The organism is Thiobacillus denitrificans ATCC 25259 (genome assembly GCF_000012745.1).
Classification (GTDB): Bacteria; Pseudomonadota; Gammaproteobacteria; order Burkholderiales; family Thiobacillaceae; genus Thiobacillus; species Thiobacillus denitrificans_B.
The window spans coordinates 405,116-420,734 of record NC_007404.1; the positions used below are offsets into that span (position 1 = coordinate 405,116).

Here is a 15,619-nt window from a genome sequence, read left to right on the forward strand (position 1 = left end):
GCTCCGCTTCGATGCGCGAAGTTCATGAGCGCCGTTCCGGCTCATCCATCAGAGAGGAAGACATGCATAAGTTATGGGCATTCTGCCTGGCGTTGCTGGCAGGCTCGACACACGCGGCGGCATTGACCGACGTCACGCTGGACAATGGGATGCGCGTCATCGTCCACGAGGATCATCGCGCGCCCGTCATGGTTTCGCAGGTGTGGTACCGCGCCGGCGCGGTGGACGAATTCAATGGCACGACCGGCGTTGCCCACGTGCTCGAACACATGATGTTCAAAGGCACGCCCACGGTGCCGCCCGGCGAATTCTCGAAGCGGATCGCGGCTGCGGGCGGGCGCGAGAACGCGTTCACGAGCCGCGACTATACCGCCTACTTCCAGCAGATGCAGAAGGATCGGCTGGCGTTGTCGATGGAGCTCGAGGCCGACCGCATGGCCAACCTCGTGATCAGCGACGAACTGTTCGGCAAGGAGCTGCAGGTCGTGATGGAAGAGCGCCGGCTTCGCACCGAGGACCAGCCGCAGGCCGTGGTCTACGAGCGGCTGATGGCGACCGCCTATCAGGCGCATCCCTACCGCCGCCCTATCATCGGCTGGATGAGCGACCTCCAGAGCATGACGGCGGCTGACGCGCGCGACTGGTACGCGCGCTGGTACGCGCCGAACAACGCCACCCTCGTGGTCGCCGGCGACGTCGACCCTGACGAGGTGGTCGCGCTGGCGAAACGCCATTTCGGCGCCTTGCCCGCACGCGCGCTTCCCGAGCGCAAGCCGCAGGGCGAGCCCGAGCAGGTCGGCATGAAGCGCATCGTCGTGAAGGCACCGGCGCAGCTGCCTTACCTGCTGATGGCCTGGCACGCGCCGACGCTCAAGGATTGGGAGCGTGACACCACGCCCTACGCGCTGCAGATTCTTGCCGGCGTTCTGTCCGGCAACGACTCGGCGCGACTGCAGAAATCACTCGTCAAGACGCAGCAGCTCGCGGTCAACGCCAGTGCGGGATACGACATGGTCGCGCGCGGCCCGGGACTCTTCATGATCGACGCGACACCCGCACCCGGCAAGTCGGTCGCCGCGCTGGAAAAGGCGATCCGCGCCGAACTGCTGCGCATCCAGACCAAGGGCATCAGCGACGCCGAGTTGCAGCGCGTCAAGGCGCAGGTCATCGCCGCCGACGTCTACCAGCGCGACTCGCTTTTCTACCAGGCGATGCAGCTGGGCGAATACGTGAGCACGGGCCTGCCGCCCGAGGCCCTGCTGCGGCGCGTCGAGAAGCTGCGCGCGGTCAGCGCCGAGGACGTCCAGCGCGCGGCGCAGGAGTGGTTGCGCGAAGACCGCCTGAGCGTGGCCGAACTCGACCCCCAGGCGCTCAAACCGCAGCCTGAACGCACGGCCGTGCCGGGAGTACGTCATGTCAATTAAGCGTTTCTTCGCCGTTCTCGTGCTGATCCTGGCGGCGCCGGTGCAGGCCGGGGTCGACATCCAGCATTGGCAGACCCCCGAGGGCGCGCGGGTCTTCTTCGTCGAAAGCCATGAGCTGCCGATCCTCGATATCTCCGTCGACTTCCGCGCCGGCAGCGCGCGTGACCCGGTCGACAAGAGCGGTCTCGCGCGGCTCACCCACGCCCTGCTCGACCAGGGCGCGGGCGGCCTCAGCGACACCGAGATCGCCCATCGGCTGGCCGATGTCGGTGCCGTGCTGGGCGGCAATTTCGACCGCGATCGCGCGGGCGTGACCTTGCGTACGCTCTCGTCGATGGCCGAAAAGACGGCCGCGCTGGACACACTCGTCCGCGTGCTGCAGCAGCCGGACTTTCCGCTTGCGGTGATGCAGCGTGAACGGCGGCGCCTCATTTCGTCGATTCGCGAAGCCGAGGCCGACCCCGGAACCGTCGCCGAGAAGGCGTTCTACCGCGCGCTATACGCCGACCATCCCTATGCGCGCGACGAGAACGGCGTGCCGGGCAATCTCGAGAAGCTGACCCGCAACGACGTGAGCGCGTTCTACCGCGCGCATTACGGCGCCCCAAACGCGGTCATCTCGCTGATCGGCGCGATCAGCCGCAGCGAGGCCGAGGCGATCGCGACGCGCCTCGCCGAGGGTCTGCCGGCGGCAGCGTCGCTCGCCGATCTGCCGCTGCCGGTCGCAGCGACCGCGTCGACCGTGCGTTTTGCGCACCCGTCGACGCAAAGCCATGTCCTGATGGGCGCGGTCGGCGTGGCGCGCAGCGACCCCGACTATTTCCCGCTTTTCGTGGGCAACTATGCCCTCGGCGGCGGCGGGTTCGACTCGCGCCTGATGCGCGAGGTGCGCGACAAGCGCGGCTTCGCCTACAGCGCCTACAGTTACTTCCTGCCAATGCTGCAGGCCGGGCCGTTCCAGCTGGGGCTGCAGACCAAGCTCGAGCAGACCGACGAAGCGATGGAGGTCGCACGCTCGACGCTGCAGCAATTCATCGCCGAGGGGCCGAGCGAGGCCGAACTCGTGCAGGCCAAGGCCAACCTCACCGGCGGTTTCCCGCTGCGCATCGACAGCAACAAGAAGATCCTCGAATACCTTGCCGTGATCGGTTTCTACAACCTGCCTCTGGATTATCTCGAGACCTGGACCGACAAGGTCAATGCGGTCGACACTGCGGCGGTCAGACAGGCCTTCGCGCGCCATCTCGACCCGGAGCGTCTGGTTACCGTCGTCGTCGGAGCCGAAGGTGCTCGCTAAGCAGGCCGCGCCGAAGCGCGCGCACGGCGCCGCCAATCGCGTCCGCATCGTCGGCGGACGCTATCGCAGCCGGCTGCTCGCGTTTCCCGACGGCACCGGCTTGCGACCAACGCCCGACCGCGTGCGCGAAACCCTGTTCAACTGGCTGGGACAGGATCTGGCGGGCTGGCGCTGCGTCGACCTGTTCGCCGGCAGCGGCGCGCTCGGTTTCGAAGCCGCTTCGCGCGGCGCCGCGCGTGTGCTGATGATCGAGCGCGACGCGAACGCGGTCGCCGCGTTGGAGAAGAACCGCGGCGCGCTCGGCGCCGCGGTCGACATCGTCCGCGCCGACGCGCTCGCCTGGCTCGGTGGCAACCGCGAAACCTTCGATCTCGCCTTCGTCGATCCGCCCTTCGACAGCGACATGGCGGCGTTGGCGCTCGCCGGCCTTGCGCCGCATATCGCATCGGGCGGATACGTCTACGTCGAGCAGGGGGCGGAGACGGCCGTTCCGCCGGGGTTCGTCGTCCACCGCAGCGGGCGCGCCGGACGTTCGCATTTCGCGCTGCTCATGAAGGAATAGCGATGCTGACCGCCGTCTATCCAGGCACCTTCGACCCCATCACGCGCGGCCACGAGGACCTCGTGCGACGCGCCGTCCGCCTCTTCGACCGCGTCGTCGTCGCGGTCGCGGAGTCGAGGAACAAACGCCCGTTCTTCAGCATGGACGAGCGTGTCGCGATGACACGCGAAGTCCTCGCCGACGTGCCGCAGGTCCGGGTCGAGGGCTTCTCGGGGCTTCTGATCGACTTCGTCGCCGAGCAGGGCGCGATCGCCGTGCTCCGCGGTTTGCGCGCCGCGTCGGACTTCGAATACGAGTTCCAGCTCGCGGGGATGAACCGGAACCTGAAGCCGGACATCGAGACGCTGTTCCTGACCCCGTCCGAGCAATACATGTTCATCTCGGCGAGCATGATCCGCGAGATCGCGCAGTTCGGCGGCGACGTCACGCCCTTCGTTCACCCGTTGGTCGCGCGGCGATTAAGTGAGAAAATAAGAGAAAACTGATTTAGTCGGAGAATGCGATGGCCCTGATGATCACGGACGAGTGCATCAATTGCGACGTCTGTCTGCCGGAATGCCCCAACGAAGCGATTTCTCAGGGTGACGAGATCTACATCATCGACCCGAACAAGTGCACCGAGTGTGTCGGTCACTTCGACACGCCGCAGTGCGTCGAGGTCTGTCCGGTCGACTGCATTCCGAAGAACCCGAGCTATCCCGAAACGCCCGAACAACTGCAGGAAAAATTCCTGCGCCTGACGGTGGAAAAGTAGGCCCTTGCGGGCGGTTCAGGCCGTCCGCGCCCGCGGCGCCTCGTCGTGCACGGCGAGCGCCGCACCGATCCCCGCGTTGATGCGCGCCAGATTTTCGAGCTGGTCGCCGACCCCCGCCATCGAGGTTTCGAGTTCGACGATGCGCTCGTCGAGCGTCTCGGTCGCGGCGTGGATGCGGCTGACGTTTTCGAGCCGCCGCCTGAGCTGGATCTCGTGTTCGCGGACCTGCGTCTCCATGGGCGCGATGAGCGCCTTGAGCCAGGCTTCGGTCTCGTTGTTCGCGAGTTCGAAGACCTGCACGACCTTGCTCGCTAGGGTCTCGAAAAACCGCGCCGTCAACTGGCTCTGGCCCACCGTCAGCATCTTGAACACGGTATTGAAGCGCTCGTCGAAGATGCGTTCGAGACGGACCATTTCCTTGCGGTACTTGCCGAGGCCGTAGTCCGGCGGATTGACCGCTGCGAGTCCGTGCTCGTCGCTGAATTTCCGGTACATCGCGGTCATCATGCGGATTTCGCTGATGCTTGCGGCGGATGCCTCGAGGTTGTCGTCGACCTGGCGGAAGAACCGGCCCATTGCGTCGCGCAGGCCGCCGCTGAAGCGGCTTTTTTCCATGGCGTGGCGGGTGTCGCGCACCGCGCGACGCAAGGCCGACATGCCGAGCTGCCGCCGCAGCGTCTCGACCTGCGACGCGAACACGTTGCGCAGCGCGTTGAATTGCTGCAGTCCCCGCTCGAACTGCCGCTTGTCCTCGTTGGCCTTGGCCATCATGTGCTGGATCGCGTCCCGGTTCTTGCCGCGCAGCCCCTGAAGTTCGTCGATCTGATCCTGAAGGATGGCGAGCCGGGTTTCCAGCAGTTCGGTCGTCTTGATCACCACGTCTTCGACGGCCGCACTCGCCGATTCTGCGACGAGCGCCTGCTTACAGGGAATCAGTTCCTGGGTCAGCGCCGCCTCGAGCTCGGGCAGGCGGCTTTTGGCGAGCAGAGCGTCGTCGCTGCGTACTTTCGCGACCAAAGCCTTTTGCGCCGATACGGGATAGACCTGGCCTGGCGCCACGTCGAGCAGGGCCGCGGTGGTCGCGGCCTGTCGGGCGACTTCGGCGTCGATCTCGGCCGCGGTCTTGAGATCGTCCCACAGGCCGTCGATCTTGTTCAGGACCACGAGGCGTGCGCGGCTCGTACCGTGCGCGGCTGCGATGTGCTCGCGCCAGATCGCGATGTCGGACTTGGTGACGCCGGTGTCGGCGGCGAGCAGAAACAGCACCGCGTGCGCGGCGGGCAGCATGTTGAGCGTCAGTTCCGGCTCGGTGCCGATCGCGTTGAGCCCGGGCGTGTCGAGGATCACGAGCCCCTGTTTGAGGAGCGGATGCGGGAAGTTGATCAAGGCGTGGCGCCAGCGCGGGATGGCGATGCTGCCGTCACGCTCGAGGCTGCGCAGCGTCTCCTGATCGTCGGGGTCGATCAGGCCGTACGCCGTCGCCGTCGCCCGGTCCGCCGGAATCGTGTCGGCCAGATGTCGCAGCGTTTCGCTCATGTTCGCCGCGGAGTCGAGATCGAGCGGGAGTTCGGTCCAAGCGTCGTCGTCGCGCTTGAAGTCGGCGATGCTGCCGGCCTGTGCTTTCGTCTCGATCGGCAACAGGCGCAGCGAAGGCCGGCGTGCGGGCGTGTACGCGAGCTCGGTCGGGCACATGGTCGTGCGTCCGGCCGCGGACGGCAGCACGCGCCGGCTGTAGTCGGAAAAGAAGATCGCGTTGATCAGCTCCGATTTGCCGCGCGAGAACTCGGCGACGAACGCGACGTTGAGCGTGTCCGCCTGCAGGCGGCCCAGCAGTTGATCGAGCCGCAGCGCCGACTCGGCGTCGCCGAGCTCATGGGCGTGCAGCCAGTCGCGCAAAGCCACGACACGCAGGCGGACGGCGTCGCGCCAGCTGCTGTAATGCTCGAACTCGTCAACGAGGGTCGTGGATTTCATCAGGCGGATCGGCCGCGCTCAGGACAGGAGGTTAACGACACGCCGGGATCAAACTTGATTTGCCGGCCATCAGCGCTGGCACGTCGGGCAGTAGAAGCTCGCACGCTGCGCCTGGACGATGCGGCGGATCGGCGTTGCGCACCGCCTGCACGGCGCGTCTTCGCGGTCGTAGACCCGCGTCTGCAACTGGAAATACCCCAGTTCGCCGCTGCTTTGGACGTAGTCCCGCAGCGAACTGCCGCCTGCTGCGATGGCCGCAGTCAACACCTGTTTGATCGCGTCGGCCAGCCGCGCGCACGCCGCCCGGCTTAGGCGGTGGGCGGCGACGCCCGGGCGGATTCCGGCGTGGAACAAGGATTCCGAAGCGTAGATGTTACCGACGCCGACGACGACATGGGCATCCATGATGAGCGGCTTGATCGCGGTCTTGCGACGCTGGCACTGCGTGTGCAGATAGGCCGCGTCGAACGCCGTGCTCAGGGGTTCCGGACCGAGGCCGGCGAGGAGCGGATGTCCGGGCGCGTTCTCGGTCAGCAGCACCGCGCCGAAGCGGCGCGGGTCGCGCAGGCGCAGGATCGTTCCGTCGTCGAAGCGCCAGTCGACGTGGTCGTGGCGCGCAGCGGGCTCCGCGGGCTCGGTGAGGCGCAGGCTCCCCGACATGCCGAGATGGACGAGCTGGGTGACAGCGCCGAAGTCGAACAGCAGGTATTTGCCGCGCCGGGCGAGGCCGTGGAGCGTGAGGCCCCGCAATTGCGTGTCGAGGTCGGGCGGGATCGGCCAGCGCAGACGCGGCTCGCGAACGATGACGCGGGTCAGCACGCGACCCTGCAAACGGGGCGACAGGCCGGCGCGGGTGGTCTCGACTTCGGGTAGTTCAGGCATACAAGGCGGGCGGGCAGGGTGCGCCGGAAGCCGGAGGGCTCGGCGCCCGCTATTGTATCCGGCACGCGGCGGGCAAGCGTTCTGGAAGCGTCGGTCGCGTTTCCCGGGGGCCTCGGCCGGGCTCGAATGAACCTTGCTTGCGGACAGCCCTCGAACGCTTAGAATCGTGGCAAGCCACTCCACCAAGGCATCCAGATGACTCCCCTCAAGCTGCTCCCTCTCTATGCCGCGCTGGCGCTCACGGCGGCGTGTGGCCAGTTGGCCCCCAGGCCCGACGCGCCGACGCTTGCGAAAGCGCAGGCCCCGGCGGCCGAAGCGGATGCCGCGGACGAAGCCGAGGCGGCCCCCGACGCCGAAGCCGAGGCCCGTGCGAAAGCCGAGGCCGCGCTGCCGCGCCAGCCGCTGACGCCTGAACTGCTGCTCAAATTCCTCGTCGCCGAGGTTGCCGGTCAGCGCGGGGCGATCGGAATCGCCCAGACGACGTATCTCGATCTGGCCCGCCAGACCCGGGACCCGCGCGTCGCGCAGCGTGCGGCCGAAGTCTCGGCGTTCGCGCGCGACCCCGCGGGCGCGCTCGAGGCGACGCGGCTCTGGGCCGAGGCGGACAAGGATTCGCTGCGCGCGCAGCAGACCTTGGCGGCTTTGTTGCTGAGCGAGGGCAGGCTCGCCGAGGCCGAGCCTGTTCTGCGTGCGCTGTTGCAGGAAAAGCCGGCCGAGGGTTTTCTTCACCTCGCCGCCGCGATCGGGAAAATGCGTGATTCGGCCGCTGCGCTCGAACTGGTCCGGCGCCTCGCGGCAGACCATCCGCAACTGCCCGAGGCGCAATTCGCGATCGCGCAGGCCGCGGCAAGTGCCGGACAGTTCGACACGGCGCTCGCCGCGCTGCAAAAGGCCGACAGCCTGCGCCCGGGTTGGGAGCCGGGCGCCCTGCTGCACGCGCAGATCCTCGCGCGGACCTCGAACGCCGCCGCGCTGGCCTTCATGCGCACGTTTTTGGCCGAGCACGGCGACGCGCGCGAGGTCCGGCTGGCTTACGCGCGGACGCTGGTCAGCGCGAACCAGTTCACCGAAGCGCGCGCGGAGTTCGCCCGCCTGACGCGCGATTTCCCGCGCAACGCCGAAGTCAGCCTCGCGGCAGGGCTCCTGTCGCTGCAGTTGGGCGACCTCGACGCCGCGCACGCGCTTTTGACGCAGACGCTCGAATACAACCCGCGCGATCCCGATACGATCCACTATTACCTCGGCCAGACCGCCGAGCAGATGAAGCGCGCCGATGCCGCGGCGATGCACTACGAGCAGGTCCGGAGCGGCAACCATTTCGTGCCGGCGCGTGCGCGTCAGGCGGCGCTCCTCGCGCAGGCGGGCAAGCATGAGGAGGCGCGGGCGCTGCTCGCGGCGACTCAAGGGCAGAACGACGCGCAAAACGTGCGCCTGATTCAGGCGCAGGCCGAACTGCTGCGCGAAAGCAAGGCGTACGCCGCCATCTTCGACGTGCTGTCGGAGGGGCTCAAACGCTATCCCGACGCGCCCGATCTCCTGTATGACCGGGCGATGGCCGCCGAGAAGCTCGACAGGCTCGACATCCTCGAGGCCGACCTGCGCCGCGTCATCGTGCTGCGCCCCAACGATGCCCAGGCGTACAACGCGCTCGGCTACACACTGGCCGATCGCACCGAACGGCTGGCCGAGGCGATCGAACTGCTCGACAAGGCGCTCGCACTCGCGCCGGAAGATCCTTTCATCCTCGACAGCGTGGGCTGGGCGCAGTACCGCTCGGGCAACCTCGCGCGCGCGCAGCAGTATCTCGAGCGCGCCTACAAGGTACGTCCGGATCCCGAAATCGCTGCGCACCTGGGTGAGGTGCTGTGGGCGCAGGGCCAGCGTGACGAAGCCGGCAAGCTCTGGCAGGCGAGCCTGCAGACCCATCCGGGCAACGAGGTGCTGCTCGAAACGCTGCGCCGCCTCAAGCGCTGATGCGACGATTGGCCGTGATCGCGTCCCTCGCGTGGGCGTTGGGCGGTTGCGCGACCGTGGCACCGCCTCCGCAGGCCGCGATTCCCGTGCCCCTCGCGGACGCCTGGACCCTGCAGGGCCGGCTCGGCGTGCAGACCGAGCGCGAGAGCCTGTCCGGCCAGATTCGCTGGCAGCACGGCGGCGGCGTCGACCAGGTGCTCCTGACCTCGCCGCTCGGCCAGGGCGTCGCGCGCATCGTGCGCGACCCTGAAGGCGTCAGCCTCGAACTGCCGGGACAGCCCGTTCGCCGCGCCACTGACGTCGACACGCTCACGCGCGACGCCCTGGGGTACGAACTGCCGGTCGCCGGGCTGGCCTGGTGGATCCAGGCGCGCCCCGACCCGCTGCGCGAGGCGGCCGTCGCGCTCGGCGACGACGGCCGCCCGGCTCGGATCGTCCAGGACGGCTGGACCATCGACTATCTGCAATACGGCGCCGACGCCCGGCCTCGCAAGCTCGTCGTGAGCCGTGCGGGCCTCGAAATCCGTCTGGTCGCCGATAGCTGGCAGTCGGCGCCATGAGCCAGGCGTTTCCCGCGCCGGCGAAGCTCAATCTTTTCCTCCACGTCGTCGGTCGCCGCGACGACGGATACCATCTGCTGCAGAGCGTGTTTCGTCTGATCGACCGCGCCGACACCGTGCACCTGGAATTGCGCGATGACGGCCGAATCGTGCGCGAAGGCGCTTTGCCGGGCGTGAGCGAAGATCAGGATCTGACCGTCCGCGCGGCCCGACTCCTGCAGCCCTACGCGCGCCCGGGCGCCGGGGTCGGCATCCGTCTCGACAAGCGGCTGCCGATGGGCGGGGGCCTCGGCGGCGGCAGTTCCGATGCGGCGACCGTGCTGCTCGCGCTCAACCGCCTGTGGGAGGTCGATCTGCCGCGCCAGCGCTTGCAGGCGCTCGCCCTGCGACTCGGCGCCGACGTGCCGGTCTTCGTTTTCGGTCAGACGGCGTTCGCGGAGGGGGTCGGCGAACTGTTGCAGCCGATCGGCGCGCCGGTCGCGTGGTACGTCGTGCTGACGCCGCCGGTGCACGTGCCGACCGCGGCAATTTTTGCCGCGCCGGAATTGACACGCAACACGCCTGCCCTCAAAATAGCGCCCTTTTCCGCGGGCATGGGTCATAACGACCTCGAGCCCGTGGTCGTCGGCCGGTACCCGGAAGTCGGTCGCCACCTGCAGTGGCTCGGTCAGTTCGGGGAGGCGCGGATGACCGGTTCGGGCGCCTGCGTTTTCGCATCGTTCGCAACCGAGGATGCCGCGCGCAGCGTGCTGCAGGCGCTGCCCGATACGATGCAGGGTTTTGTGGCGCGAGGTCTGGACAAGCACCCCTTGTACGACTTTGTGCCTGAGTAGTAGCCATTGGGGAGTCGCCAAGTGGTAAGGCATCGGATTTTGATTCCGACATTCGTAGGTTCGATCCCTACCTCCCCAGCCAGATAGAGCGAACAGCCGCCCGGTGGCGGCTGTTTTTGTTGTGTCGGACCAGCCGAAAGCCGGAGACTCGCGTGTCCATAGACAATCTGATGGTGTTCAGTGGGAACGCGAACCCGCGTTTGGCCAGCGACGTGGTGCGCCATCTCAATATCCATCTCGGGCGCGCGACCGTTTCGCGCTTCTCGGACGGCGAGGTCATGGTCGAAATCCTCGAGAACGTGCGCGGCAAGGACGTCTTCGTCCTGCAGTCGACCTGCCAGCCGACCAACGACACCCTGATGGAGGTGATGGTCATGGTCGACGCGCTCAAGCGCGCCTCGGCTGCACGCATCACCGCGGCCATCCCGTATTACGGCTACGCGCGCCAGGACCGGCGCACGCGGTCGGCGCGTGTCGCGATCACGGCCAAGGTCGTCGCCAACATGCTGCAGGGCGCCGGGGTCGATCGCCTGCTGACGATGGACCTGCACTCGGACCAGATTCAGGGCTTTTTCGACATTCCGGTCGACAACATCTACTCGAGCCCGATCCTGCTGGGCGACATCTGGAAGCGCAACCACCCGAACCTCATGGTGGTCTCGCCCGACGTCGGTGGCGTGGTACGGGCCCGCGCGATCGCGAAGCGCCTCGAATGCGATCTGGCGATCATCGACAAGCGCCGCCCCAAGCCCAACGTCGCGAAGGTCATGCACATCATCGGCGACGTCAAGGACCGCACCTGCATCATCATGGATGACATGGTCGACACGGCGAACACGCTGTGCGAGGCGGCCAGTGCGCTCAAGGAACATGGTGCGCAGAAGGTCATGGCCTATTGCACCCACGCCGTGCTGTCGGGCAGCGCGGCCGAGCGCGTCACCAACTCGGCGCTCGATGAGCTCGTCGTGACCGACACGATCCCGCTGCGCGACGACGCGCGGGCGTGCAAGAAGATCCGGCAATTGTCGGTGGCTGAGCTGCTCGCGGAAACGATCCGCCGCATCAGCAACGAGGATTCCGTCAGTTCGCTCTTCATCGAATAGCGAAGTGGAATGCCCCTGGTCGCGGGGGCTCAACCATGCGTCGGCGCGCATCGCCGATGCATCATCAGGCAGTCATTGAGGAGAAGTTTCATGGAAATCGAAGTCATCGCCAGCAAGCGTGAATTGCAAGGTACGGGTGCGAGCCGCCGTCTGCGTCACGCCGGCAAGGTCCCCGGGATCGTCTACGGCGGCAGCACCGCGCCCGTGCAGATCGAGCTCGACCACAACGCGCTGTATCACGCGCTGCGCAAGGAGGCCTTCCACGCTTCCGTGCTGAGCCTGAGCGTCGACGGCGCCAAGGAATCGGTTCTGCTGCGCGACGCGCAATGGCATCCCTACAAGCAGCAGGTGCTGCACGTCGACTTCCAGCGCGTCGACAAGGACCACAAGATCCACGTCAAGGTCCCGCTGCACTTCCTCAACGCCGAGGTCTCGCCCGGCGTCAAGCTCGGTGGCGGCAAGCCGCACCACATCGTGAACGAACTCGACGTGCAGTGCTTCCCCGGAAGCCTGCCCGAGTTCATCGAGGTCGACATGGGCGCGCTCGAAGTGGGCCATTCCATCCATGCCAACGATCTGGTTCTGCCTGCAGGCGTCGAGCTCGTCGCTCACGTCAAGCAGGAAAACCCGGCGGTCGCCGTGATCCACGCGCCGAAGGGCGGGGTCGAAGAAACGCCGGCGGCACCTGCGGCCTGACGGGCCTGCGCATCCCCTCGCGGGATGCGCACCTCTGCATGACAGCGCCCAGTCTTGCCCCGCCGCGCCTGATCGTCGGCCTCGGTAATCCGGGGCGCGACTACGAAGAAACCCGGCACAATGCCGGGTTTTGGTTTTGCGCGCGCCTCGCGCAGGCCTGGGGTGCCGCGCTCGCGCACGAGTCGCGATTCCACGGCATCGTTGGCAGGCACGGCACGCGCTGGATGCTATTGCCACAGACCTTCATGAACCGCTCCGGACAGGCGGTCGGCGCGCTCGCGCGCTTTCATCGCATCGCGCCGGCCGAGATTCTGGTGGTGCACGACGAACTCGATATTCCGCCCGGACAGCTGCGCCTCAAGTTCGGCGGCGGCATGGGCGGGCACAACGGCCTCAAGGACATCACCGCGCATCTCGGCACCCAGGACTACTGGCGTTTGCGCATCGGCATCGGGCATCCGGGCGACCGCAGCGAGGTCGTCAACTACGTGCTGAAGCCGCCGCGGCGCGAGGAGCAGGCCGACATCGACGCCGCGATCGAGCGTGCGCTCGGACTCCTTCCCCTGATCGAAAAGGGCGAGTGGAACGCCGCGACCCAGCGCGCCAACAGCAAACCTGCATCACCCAAATCCCAGGAAACCCCATGAGCCTCAAATGCGGCATCGTTGGCTTGCCCAACGTCGGAAAATCCACCCTGTTCAACGCGCTGACCCAGGCGGGCATCGCGGCGGAAAACTACCCGTTCTGCACCATCGAGCCGAACACGGGCGTCGTCGAGGTGCCGGACCCGCGGCTCGACGAGCTCGCGAAGGTCGTCAAGCCGCAGCGCGTCGTTCCTGCGATCGTCGAGTTCGTCGACATCGCGGGCCTGGTCGCCGGGGCATCGAAGGGCGAGGGCCTCGGCAACCAGTTTCTCGCCAACATTCGGGAGACCGACGCGATCTGCCACGTCGTGCGCTGTTTCCATGACGAAAACGTGATCCACGTCGCCGGCAAGGTCGACCCGCTGTCCGACGTCGAGACGATCGCGACCGAACTCGCGCTCGCCGATCTCGCGAGCGCCGAAAAAGCACTGGCCCGTTACGAGAAACCCGCCCGTGCCGGAGACAAGGAGGCGCAGCACATGGTCGCGGCGCTGAAACCGGTCGTCGCGGCGCTAAACGAGGGTCGCCCGGCGCGCGCCGCCGGCCTCGACGCCGAAGGGCTCGCGCGCATCAAGCCGCTGTGCCTGATGACCGTCAAGCCGACGCTCTATGTCGCCAACGTCGACGAGGACGGCTTCCACGACAATCCGCTGCTCGACGCCCTGACTGCCTTTGCGGAAAAAGAGGGCGCCCCGGTGGTGCCGGTCTGTGCCGCGCTCGAAGCCGAACTGCAGGAGCTTTCGCCGGAGGAGCGCGTGGAATACCTGAACGAGCTCGGCTGGGACGAGCCCGGTCTCAATCGCCTGATACGCGCGGCCTACGCGCTGCTCGGTCTGCAGACCTATTTCACGGCCGGCGTGAAGGAGGTGCGGGCGTGGACGATCCACAAGGGCGACACCGCACCGCAGGCGGCCGGCGTCATCCACACCGACTTCGAGCGGGGCTTCATCCGCGCGCAGACCATTTCCTTCGACGACTTCATCGCCTGCCAGGGCGAGCAGGGCGCGAAGGAGGCCGGCAAGATGCGCGCCGAGGGCAAGGAATACGTCGTCAAGGACGGCGACGTGCTCAATTTCCTGTTCAACGTCTGAAATCGCGAGTTTTTGCCGGCGAGTGTTTGACAGCATCTTCCCGGCACACATATAATCTCGCGCTTCGTTTGGGTGGGGTTCCCGAGCGGTCAAAGGGATCAGACTGTAAATCTGACGGCTCTGCCTTCGAAGGTTCGAATCCTTCCCCCACCACCAGTTTTGCAGCAGGAGCAGGGCGAAGCGGGCGGAGCGTGGTTGTCGGCGCTTGTGCGGCTTTCAACCACGGCCACCCCATGCGGGTGTAGCTCAATGGTAGAGCTGAAGCCTTCCAAGCTTAAGACGAGGGTTCGATTCCCTTCACCCGCTCCAGTTTTTGTGTGGGCTTGTGCGGTAATAAGTCCAAAAGCCCATGTAGCTCAGTGGCAGAGCACTCCCTTGGTAAGGGAGAGGTCGGCAGTTCAATCCTGCCCATGGGCACCAGGTTTTGGTGTCCGCCGATCCGGGACGTGCACCCGCTTCCGGGTGTCCGCGGCCGGTTCGGCGCACCGGGTTTTGGGTGCCGTGAAGCACGGCGTACCGGGTATTGGTTGTCGAAGTCGACGCATCGTTACTTGTGCAAATTTGAGGGGTACTTGACATGGCTAAGGAAAAATTCGAGCGGACCAAACCGCACGTAAACGTAGGCACGATTGGTCACGTTGACCACGGCAAGACCACCTTGACCGCGGCGATCACGACCATTCTGTCGAAGAAATTCGGTGGTGCGGCGAAGAAGTACGACGAGATCGATTCCTCGCCTGAAGAGAAGGCGCGCGGCATCACCATCAACACCGCCCACGTCGAGTACGAGACCGCCAGCCGTCACTACGCCCACGTCGACTGCCCGGGCCACGCCGACTACGTCAAGAACATGATCACCGGCGCTGCCCAGATGGACGGCGCCATTCTTGTCGTCTCCTCTGCCGACGGTCCCATGCCCCAGACCCGCGAGCACATCCTGCTTGCCCGTCAGGTCGGCGTGCCCTACATCATCGTCTACATGAACAAGGCCGACATGGTCGACGACGCCGAGCTCCTCGAGCTCGTCGAAATGGAAGTGCGCGAACTGCTGTCCAAGTACGACTTCCCTGGCGACGACACCCCCATCATCGTCGGTAGCGCCCTGAAGGCCCTCGAAGGCGACCAGAGCGACATCGGCGAACCCAGCATCATCAAGCTCGCCGAAGCGCTCGACACCTACATCCCCGAGCCCGAGCGCGCCATCGACAAGCCCTTCCTCATGCCCGTCGAAGACGTCTTCTCCATCTCCGGTCGCGGCACCGTCGTCACCGGTCGTGTCGAGCGCGGCGTCATCAAGGTCGGCGAAGAAATCGAGATCGTCGGCATCACCCCGACCGTCAAGACCACCTGCACCGGCGTCGAGATGTTCAGGAAGCTCCTCGACCAGGGACAGGCTGGCGACAACGTCGGCGTGCTGCTGCGCGGCACCAAGCGTGAAGAAGTCCAGCGCGGCCAGGTTCTGGCCAAGCCCGGCTCGATCAAGCCGCACACCAAGTTCTCCGCCGAGATCTATGTGTTGAGCAAGGACGAAGGCGGTCGTCATACCCCCTTCTTCAACGGCTACCGTCCGCAGTTCTATTTCCGCACCACCGACGTCACCGGCTCGATCGAACTGCCGGCCGGCACCGAGATGGTCATGCCTGGCGACAACGTCAGCATCAAGGTCTCGCTGATCCAGCCGATCGCGATGGACGAAGGCCTGCGTTTCGCCATCCGCGAAGGCGGCCGCACCGTCGGTGCCGGCGTCGTTGCCAAGATCGAAGAGTAAAGGCGGCAAGCTGCAAGGCCGGGTTGGGCGTCCATGCATGCGCCCGGCCCGGCCTTA

At 66.4% G+C, this 15,619-nt stretch carries 15 protein-coding genes and 4 tRNA genes; 17 read left to right on the forward strand and 2 right to left on the reverse strand.

The window, feature by feature from the left end; translation table 11 throughout:
• Positions 1-62 precede the first annotated feature (62 nt).
• Genes TBD_RS01865 through TBD_RS01885 form a run of 5 tightly spaced genes read left to right on the forward strand, consistent with a single transcriptional unit; the run spans position 63 to position 4,037 of the window.
• Positions 63-1,424 (forward strand): M16 family metallopeptidase, encoded by a 1,362-nt coding sequence (locus tag TBD_RS01865; protein WP_011310890.1) that lies wholly within the window; start codon positions 63-65, stop codon positions 1,422-1,424.
• Complete coding sequence (locus tag TBD_RS01870; protein ID WP_011310891.1) at positions 1,414-2,721, forward strand: M16 family metallopeptidase; 1,308 nt, start codon at positions 1,414-1,416, stop codon at positions 2,719-2,721. Before TBD_RS01865 ends, TBD_RS01870 begins: the two co-directional genes overlap by 11 nt.
• The gene (gene rsmD / locus TBD_RS01875; RefSeq protein WP_011310892.1) at positions 2,711-3,283 is read left to right on the forward strand and encodes a 16S rRNA (guanine(966)-N(2))-methyltransferase RsmD; all 573 of its coding nucleotides are present in this window, start codon (positions 2,711-2,713) and stop codon (positions 3,281-3,283) included. Before TBD_RS01870 ends, rsmD begins: the two co-directional genes overlap by 11 nt.
• Before the next feature lie 2 nt (positions 3,284-3,285).
• Positions 3,286-3,768, forward strand: coding sequence for a pantetheine-phosphate adenylyltransferase (gene coaD / locus TBD_RS01880; RefSeq protein ID WP_011310893.1), 483 nt, complete (start codon positions 3,286-3,288; stop codon positions 3,766-3,768).
• Between the two features lie 17 nt (positions 3,769-3,785).
• Positions 3,786-4,037, forward strand: a complete 252-nt coding sequence (locus tag TBD_RS01885) for a YfhL family 4Fe-4S dicluster ferredoxin (protein WP_011310894.1) — start codon at positions 3,786-3,788, stop codon at positions 4,035-4,037.
• Positions 4,038-4,052: 15 nt separating this feature from the next.
• Here TBD_RS01885 and TBD_RS01890 read toward each other — a convergent pair whose 3' ends face one another.
• Together TBD_RS01890 and mutM are read right to left on the reverse strand one after the other, a co-directional pair.
• Entirely contained in the window at positions 4,053-6,011 is a 1,959-nt protein-coding gene (locus TBD_RS01890) for a dynamin family protein (protein ID WP_011310895.1), read from the reverse strand.
• 69 nt (positions 6,012-6,080) lie between these two features.
• On the reverse strand, positions 6,081-6,893 hold the full coding sequence (mutM, locus tag TBD_RS01895) for a bifunctional DNA-formamidopyrimidine glycosylase/DNA-(apurinic or apyrimidinic site) lyase (protein ID WP_011310896.1): 813 nt from the start codon (positions 6,891-6,893) through the stop codon (positions 6,081-6,083).
• A gap of 195 nt (positions 6,894-7,088) precedes the next feature.
• On the opposite strand from mutM, the gene TBD_RS01900 reads away from it, so the two are divergent.
• The 12 genes from TBD_RS01900 (at position 7,089) to tuf (ending at position 15,562) form a co-directional block, all read left to right on the forward strand.
• A complete protein-coding gene (locus TBD_RS01900) occupies positions 7,089-8,867 on the forward strand; it encodes a tetratricopeptide repeat protein (protein WP_011310897.1) in 1,779 nt (592 codons plus the stop codon).
• A gap of 14 nt (positions 8,868-8,881) precedes the next feature.
• Positions 8,882-9,427 carry a lipoprotein insertase outer membrane protein LolB gene (gene lolB, locus TBD_RS01905; protein ID WP_238376483.1) on the forward strand — a complete coding sequence of 182 codons (546 nt, stop codon included), beginning with the start codon at positions 8,882-8,884 and terminating at the stop codon, positions 9,425-9,427.
• Positions 9,424-10,260 (forward strand): 4-(cytidine 5'-diphospho)-2-C-methyl-D-erythritol kinase, encoded by an 837-nt coding sequence (ispE, locus tag TBD_RS01910; RefSeq protein WP_011310899.1) that lies wholly within the window; start codon positions 9,424-9,426, stop codon positions 10,258-10,260. The genes lolB and ispE overlap by 4 nt, the downstream gene beginning before the upstream one ends.
• A gap of 7 nt (positions 10,261-10,267) precedes the next feature.
• Positions 10,268-10,342 (forward strand) — tRNA-Gln (locus TBD_RS01915).
• Positions 10,343-10,412: 70 nt separating this feature from the next.
• Complete coding sequence (locus TBD_RS01920; protein WP_011310900.1) at positions 10,413-11,363, forward strand: ribose-phosphate pyrophosphokinase; 951 nt, start codon at positions 10,413-10,415, stop codon at positions 11,361-11,363.
• 90 nt (positions 11,364-11,453) lie between these two features.
• On the forward strand, positions 11,454-12,059 hold the full coding sequence (locus tag TBD_RS01925) for a 50S ribosomal protein L25/general stress protein Ctc (RefSeq protein ID WP_011310901.1): 606 nt from the start codon (positions 11,454-11,456) through the stop codon (positions 12,057-12,059).
• Positions 12,060-12,097: 38 nt separating this feature from the next.
• Positions 12,098-12,706: an aminoacyl-tRNA hydrolase gene (gene pth / locus TBD_RS01930; protein WP_011310902.1), complete on the forward strand. Its 609-nt coding sequence runs from the start codon at positions 12,098-12,100 to the stop codon at positions 12,704-12,706.
• On the forward strand, positions 12,703-13,794 hold the full coding sequence (gene ychF, locus TBD_RS01935) for a redox-regulated ATPase YchF (RefSeq protein ID WP_011310903.1): 1,092 nt from the start codon (positions 12,703-12,705) through the stop codon (positions 13,792-13,794). Before pth ends, ychF begins: the two co-directional genes overlap by 4 nt.
• Before the next feature lie 71 nt (positions 13,795-13,865).
• Positions 13,866-13,950: transfer RNA gene (locus TBD_RS01940), tRNA-Tyr, on the forward strand.
• Positions 13,951-14,029: 79 nt separating this feature from the next.
• Positions 14,030-14,103: transfer RNA gene (locus TBD_RS01945), tRNA-Gly, on the forward strand.
• A 36-nt stretch (positions 14,104-14,139) separates the two neighbouring features.
• Positions 14,140-14,214 (forward strand) — tRNA-Thr (locus TBD_RS01950).
• Between the two features lie 157 nt (positions 14,215-14,371).
• Entirely contained in the window at positions 14,372-15,562 is a 1,191-nt protein-coding gene (tuf, locus tag TBD_RS01955; protein WP_011310904.1) for an elongation factor Tu, read from the forward strand.
• Positions 15,563-15,619 lie beyond the last annotated feature (57 nt).

Coding starts and splice junctions, on each gene's coding strand:
- TBD_RS01865 (WP_011310890.1), top strand. CDS start 63: ATGCATAAGTTATGGGCATTCTGCCTGGCGTTGCTGGCAGGCTCGACA.
- TBD_RS01870 (WP_011310891.1), top strand. CDS start 1,414: ATGTCAATTAAGCGTTTCTTCGCCGTTCTCGTGCTGATCCTGGCGGCG.
- coaD (WP_011310893.1), top strand. CDS start 3,286: ATGCTGACCGCCGTCTATCCAGGCACCTTCGACCCCATCACGCGCGGC.
- TBD_RS01885 (WP_011310894.1), top strand. CDS start 3,786: ATGGCCCTGATGATCACGGACGAGTGCATCAATTGCGACGTCTGTCTG.
- TBD_RS01890 (WP_011310895.1), bottom strand. CDS start 6,011: ATGAAATCCACGACCCTCGTTGACGAGTTCGAGCATTACAGCAGCTGG.
- mutM (WP_011310896.1), bottom strand. CDS start 6,893: ATGCCTGAACTACCCGAAGTCGAGACCACCCGCGCCGGCCTGTCGCCC.
- TBD_RS01900 (WP_011310897.1), top strand. CDS start 7,089: ATGACTCCCCTCAAGCTGCTCCCTCTCTATGCCGCGCTGGCGCTCACG.
- ispE (WP_011310899.1), top strand. CDS start 9,424: ATGAGCCAGGCGTTTCCCGCGCCGGCGAAGCTCAATCTTTTCCTCCAC.
- TBD_RS01925 (WP_011310901.1), top strand. CDS start 11,454: ATGGAAATCGAAGTCATCGCCAGCAAGCGTGAATTGCAAGGTACGGGT.
- pth (WP_011310902.1), top strand. CDS start 12,098: ATGACAGCGCCCAGTCTTGCCCCGCCGCGCCTGATCGTCGGCCTCGGT.
- ychF (WP_011310903.1), top strand. CDS start 12,703: ATGAGCCTCAAATGCGGCATCGTTGGCTTGCCCAACGTCGGAAAATCC.
- tuf (WP_011310904.1), top strand. CDS start 14,372: ATGGCTAAGGAAAAATTCGAGCGGACCAAACCGCACGTAAACGTAGGC.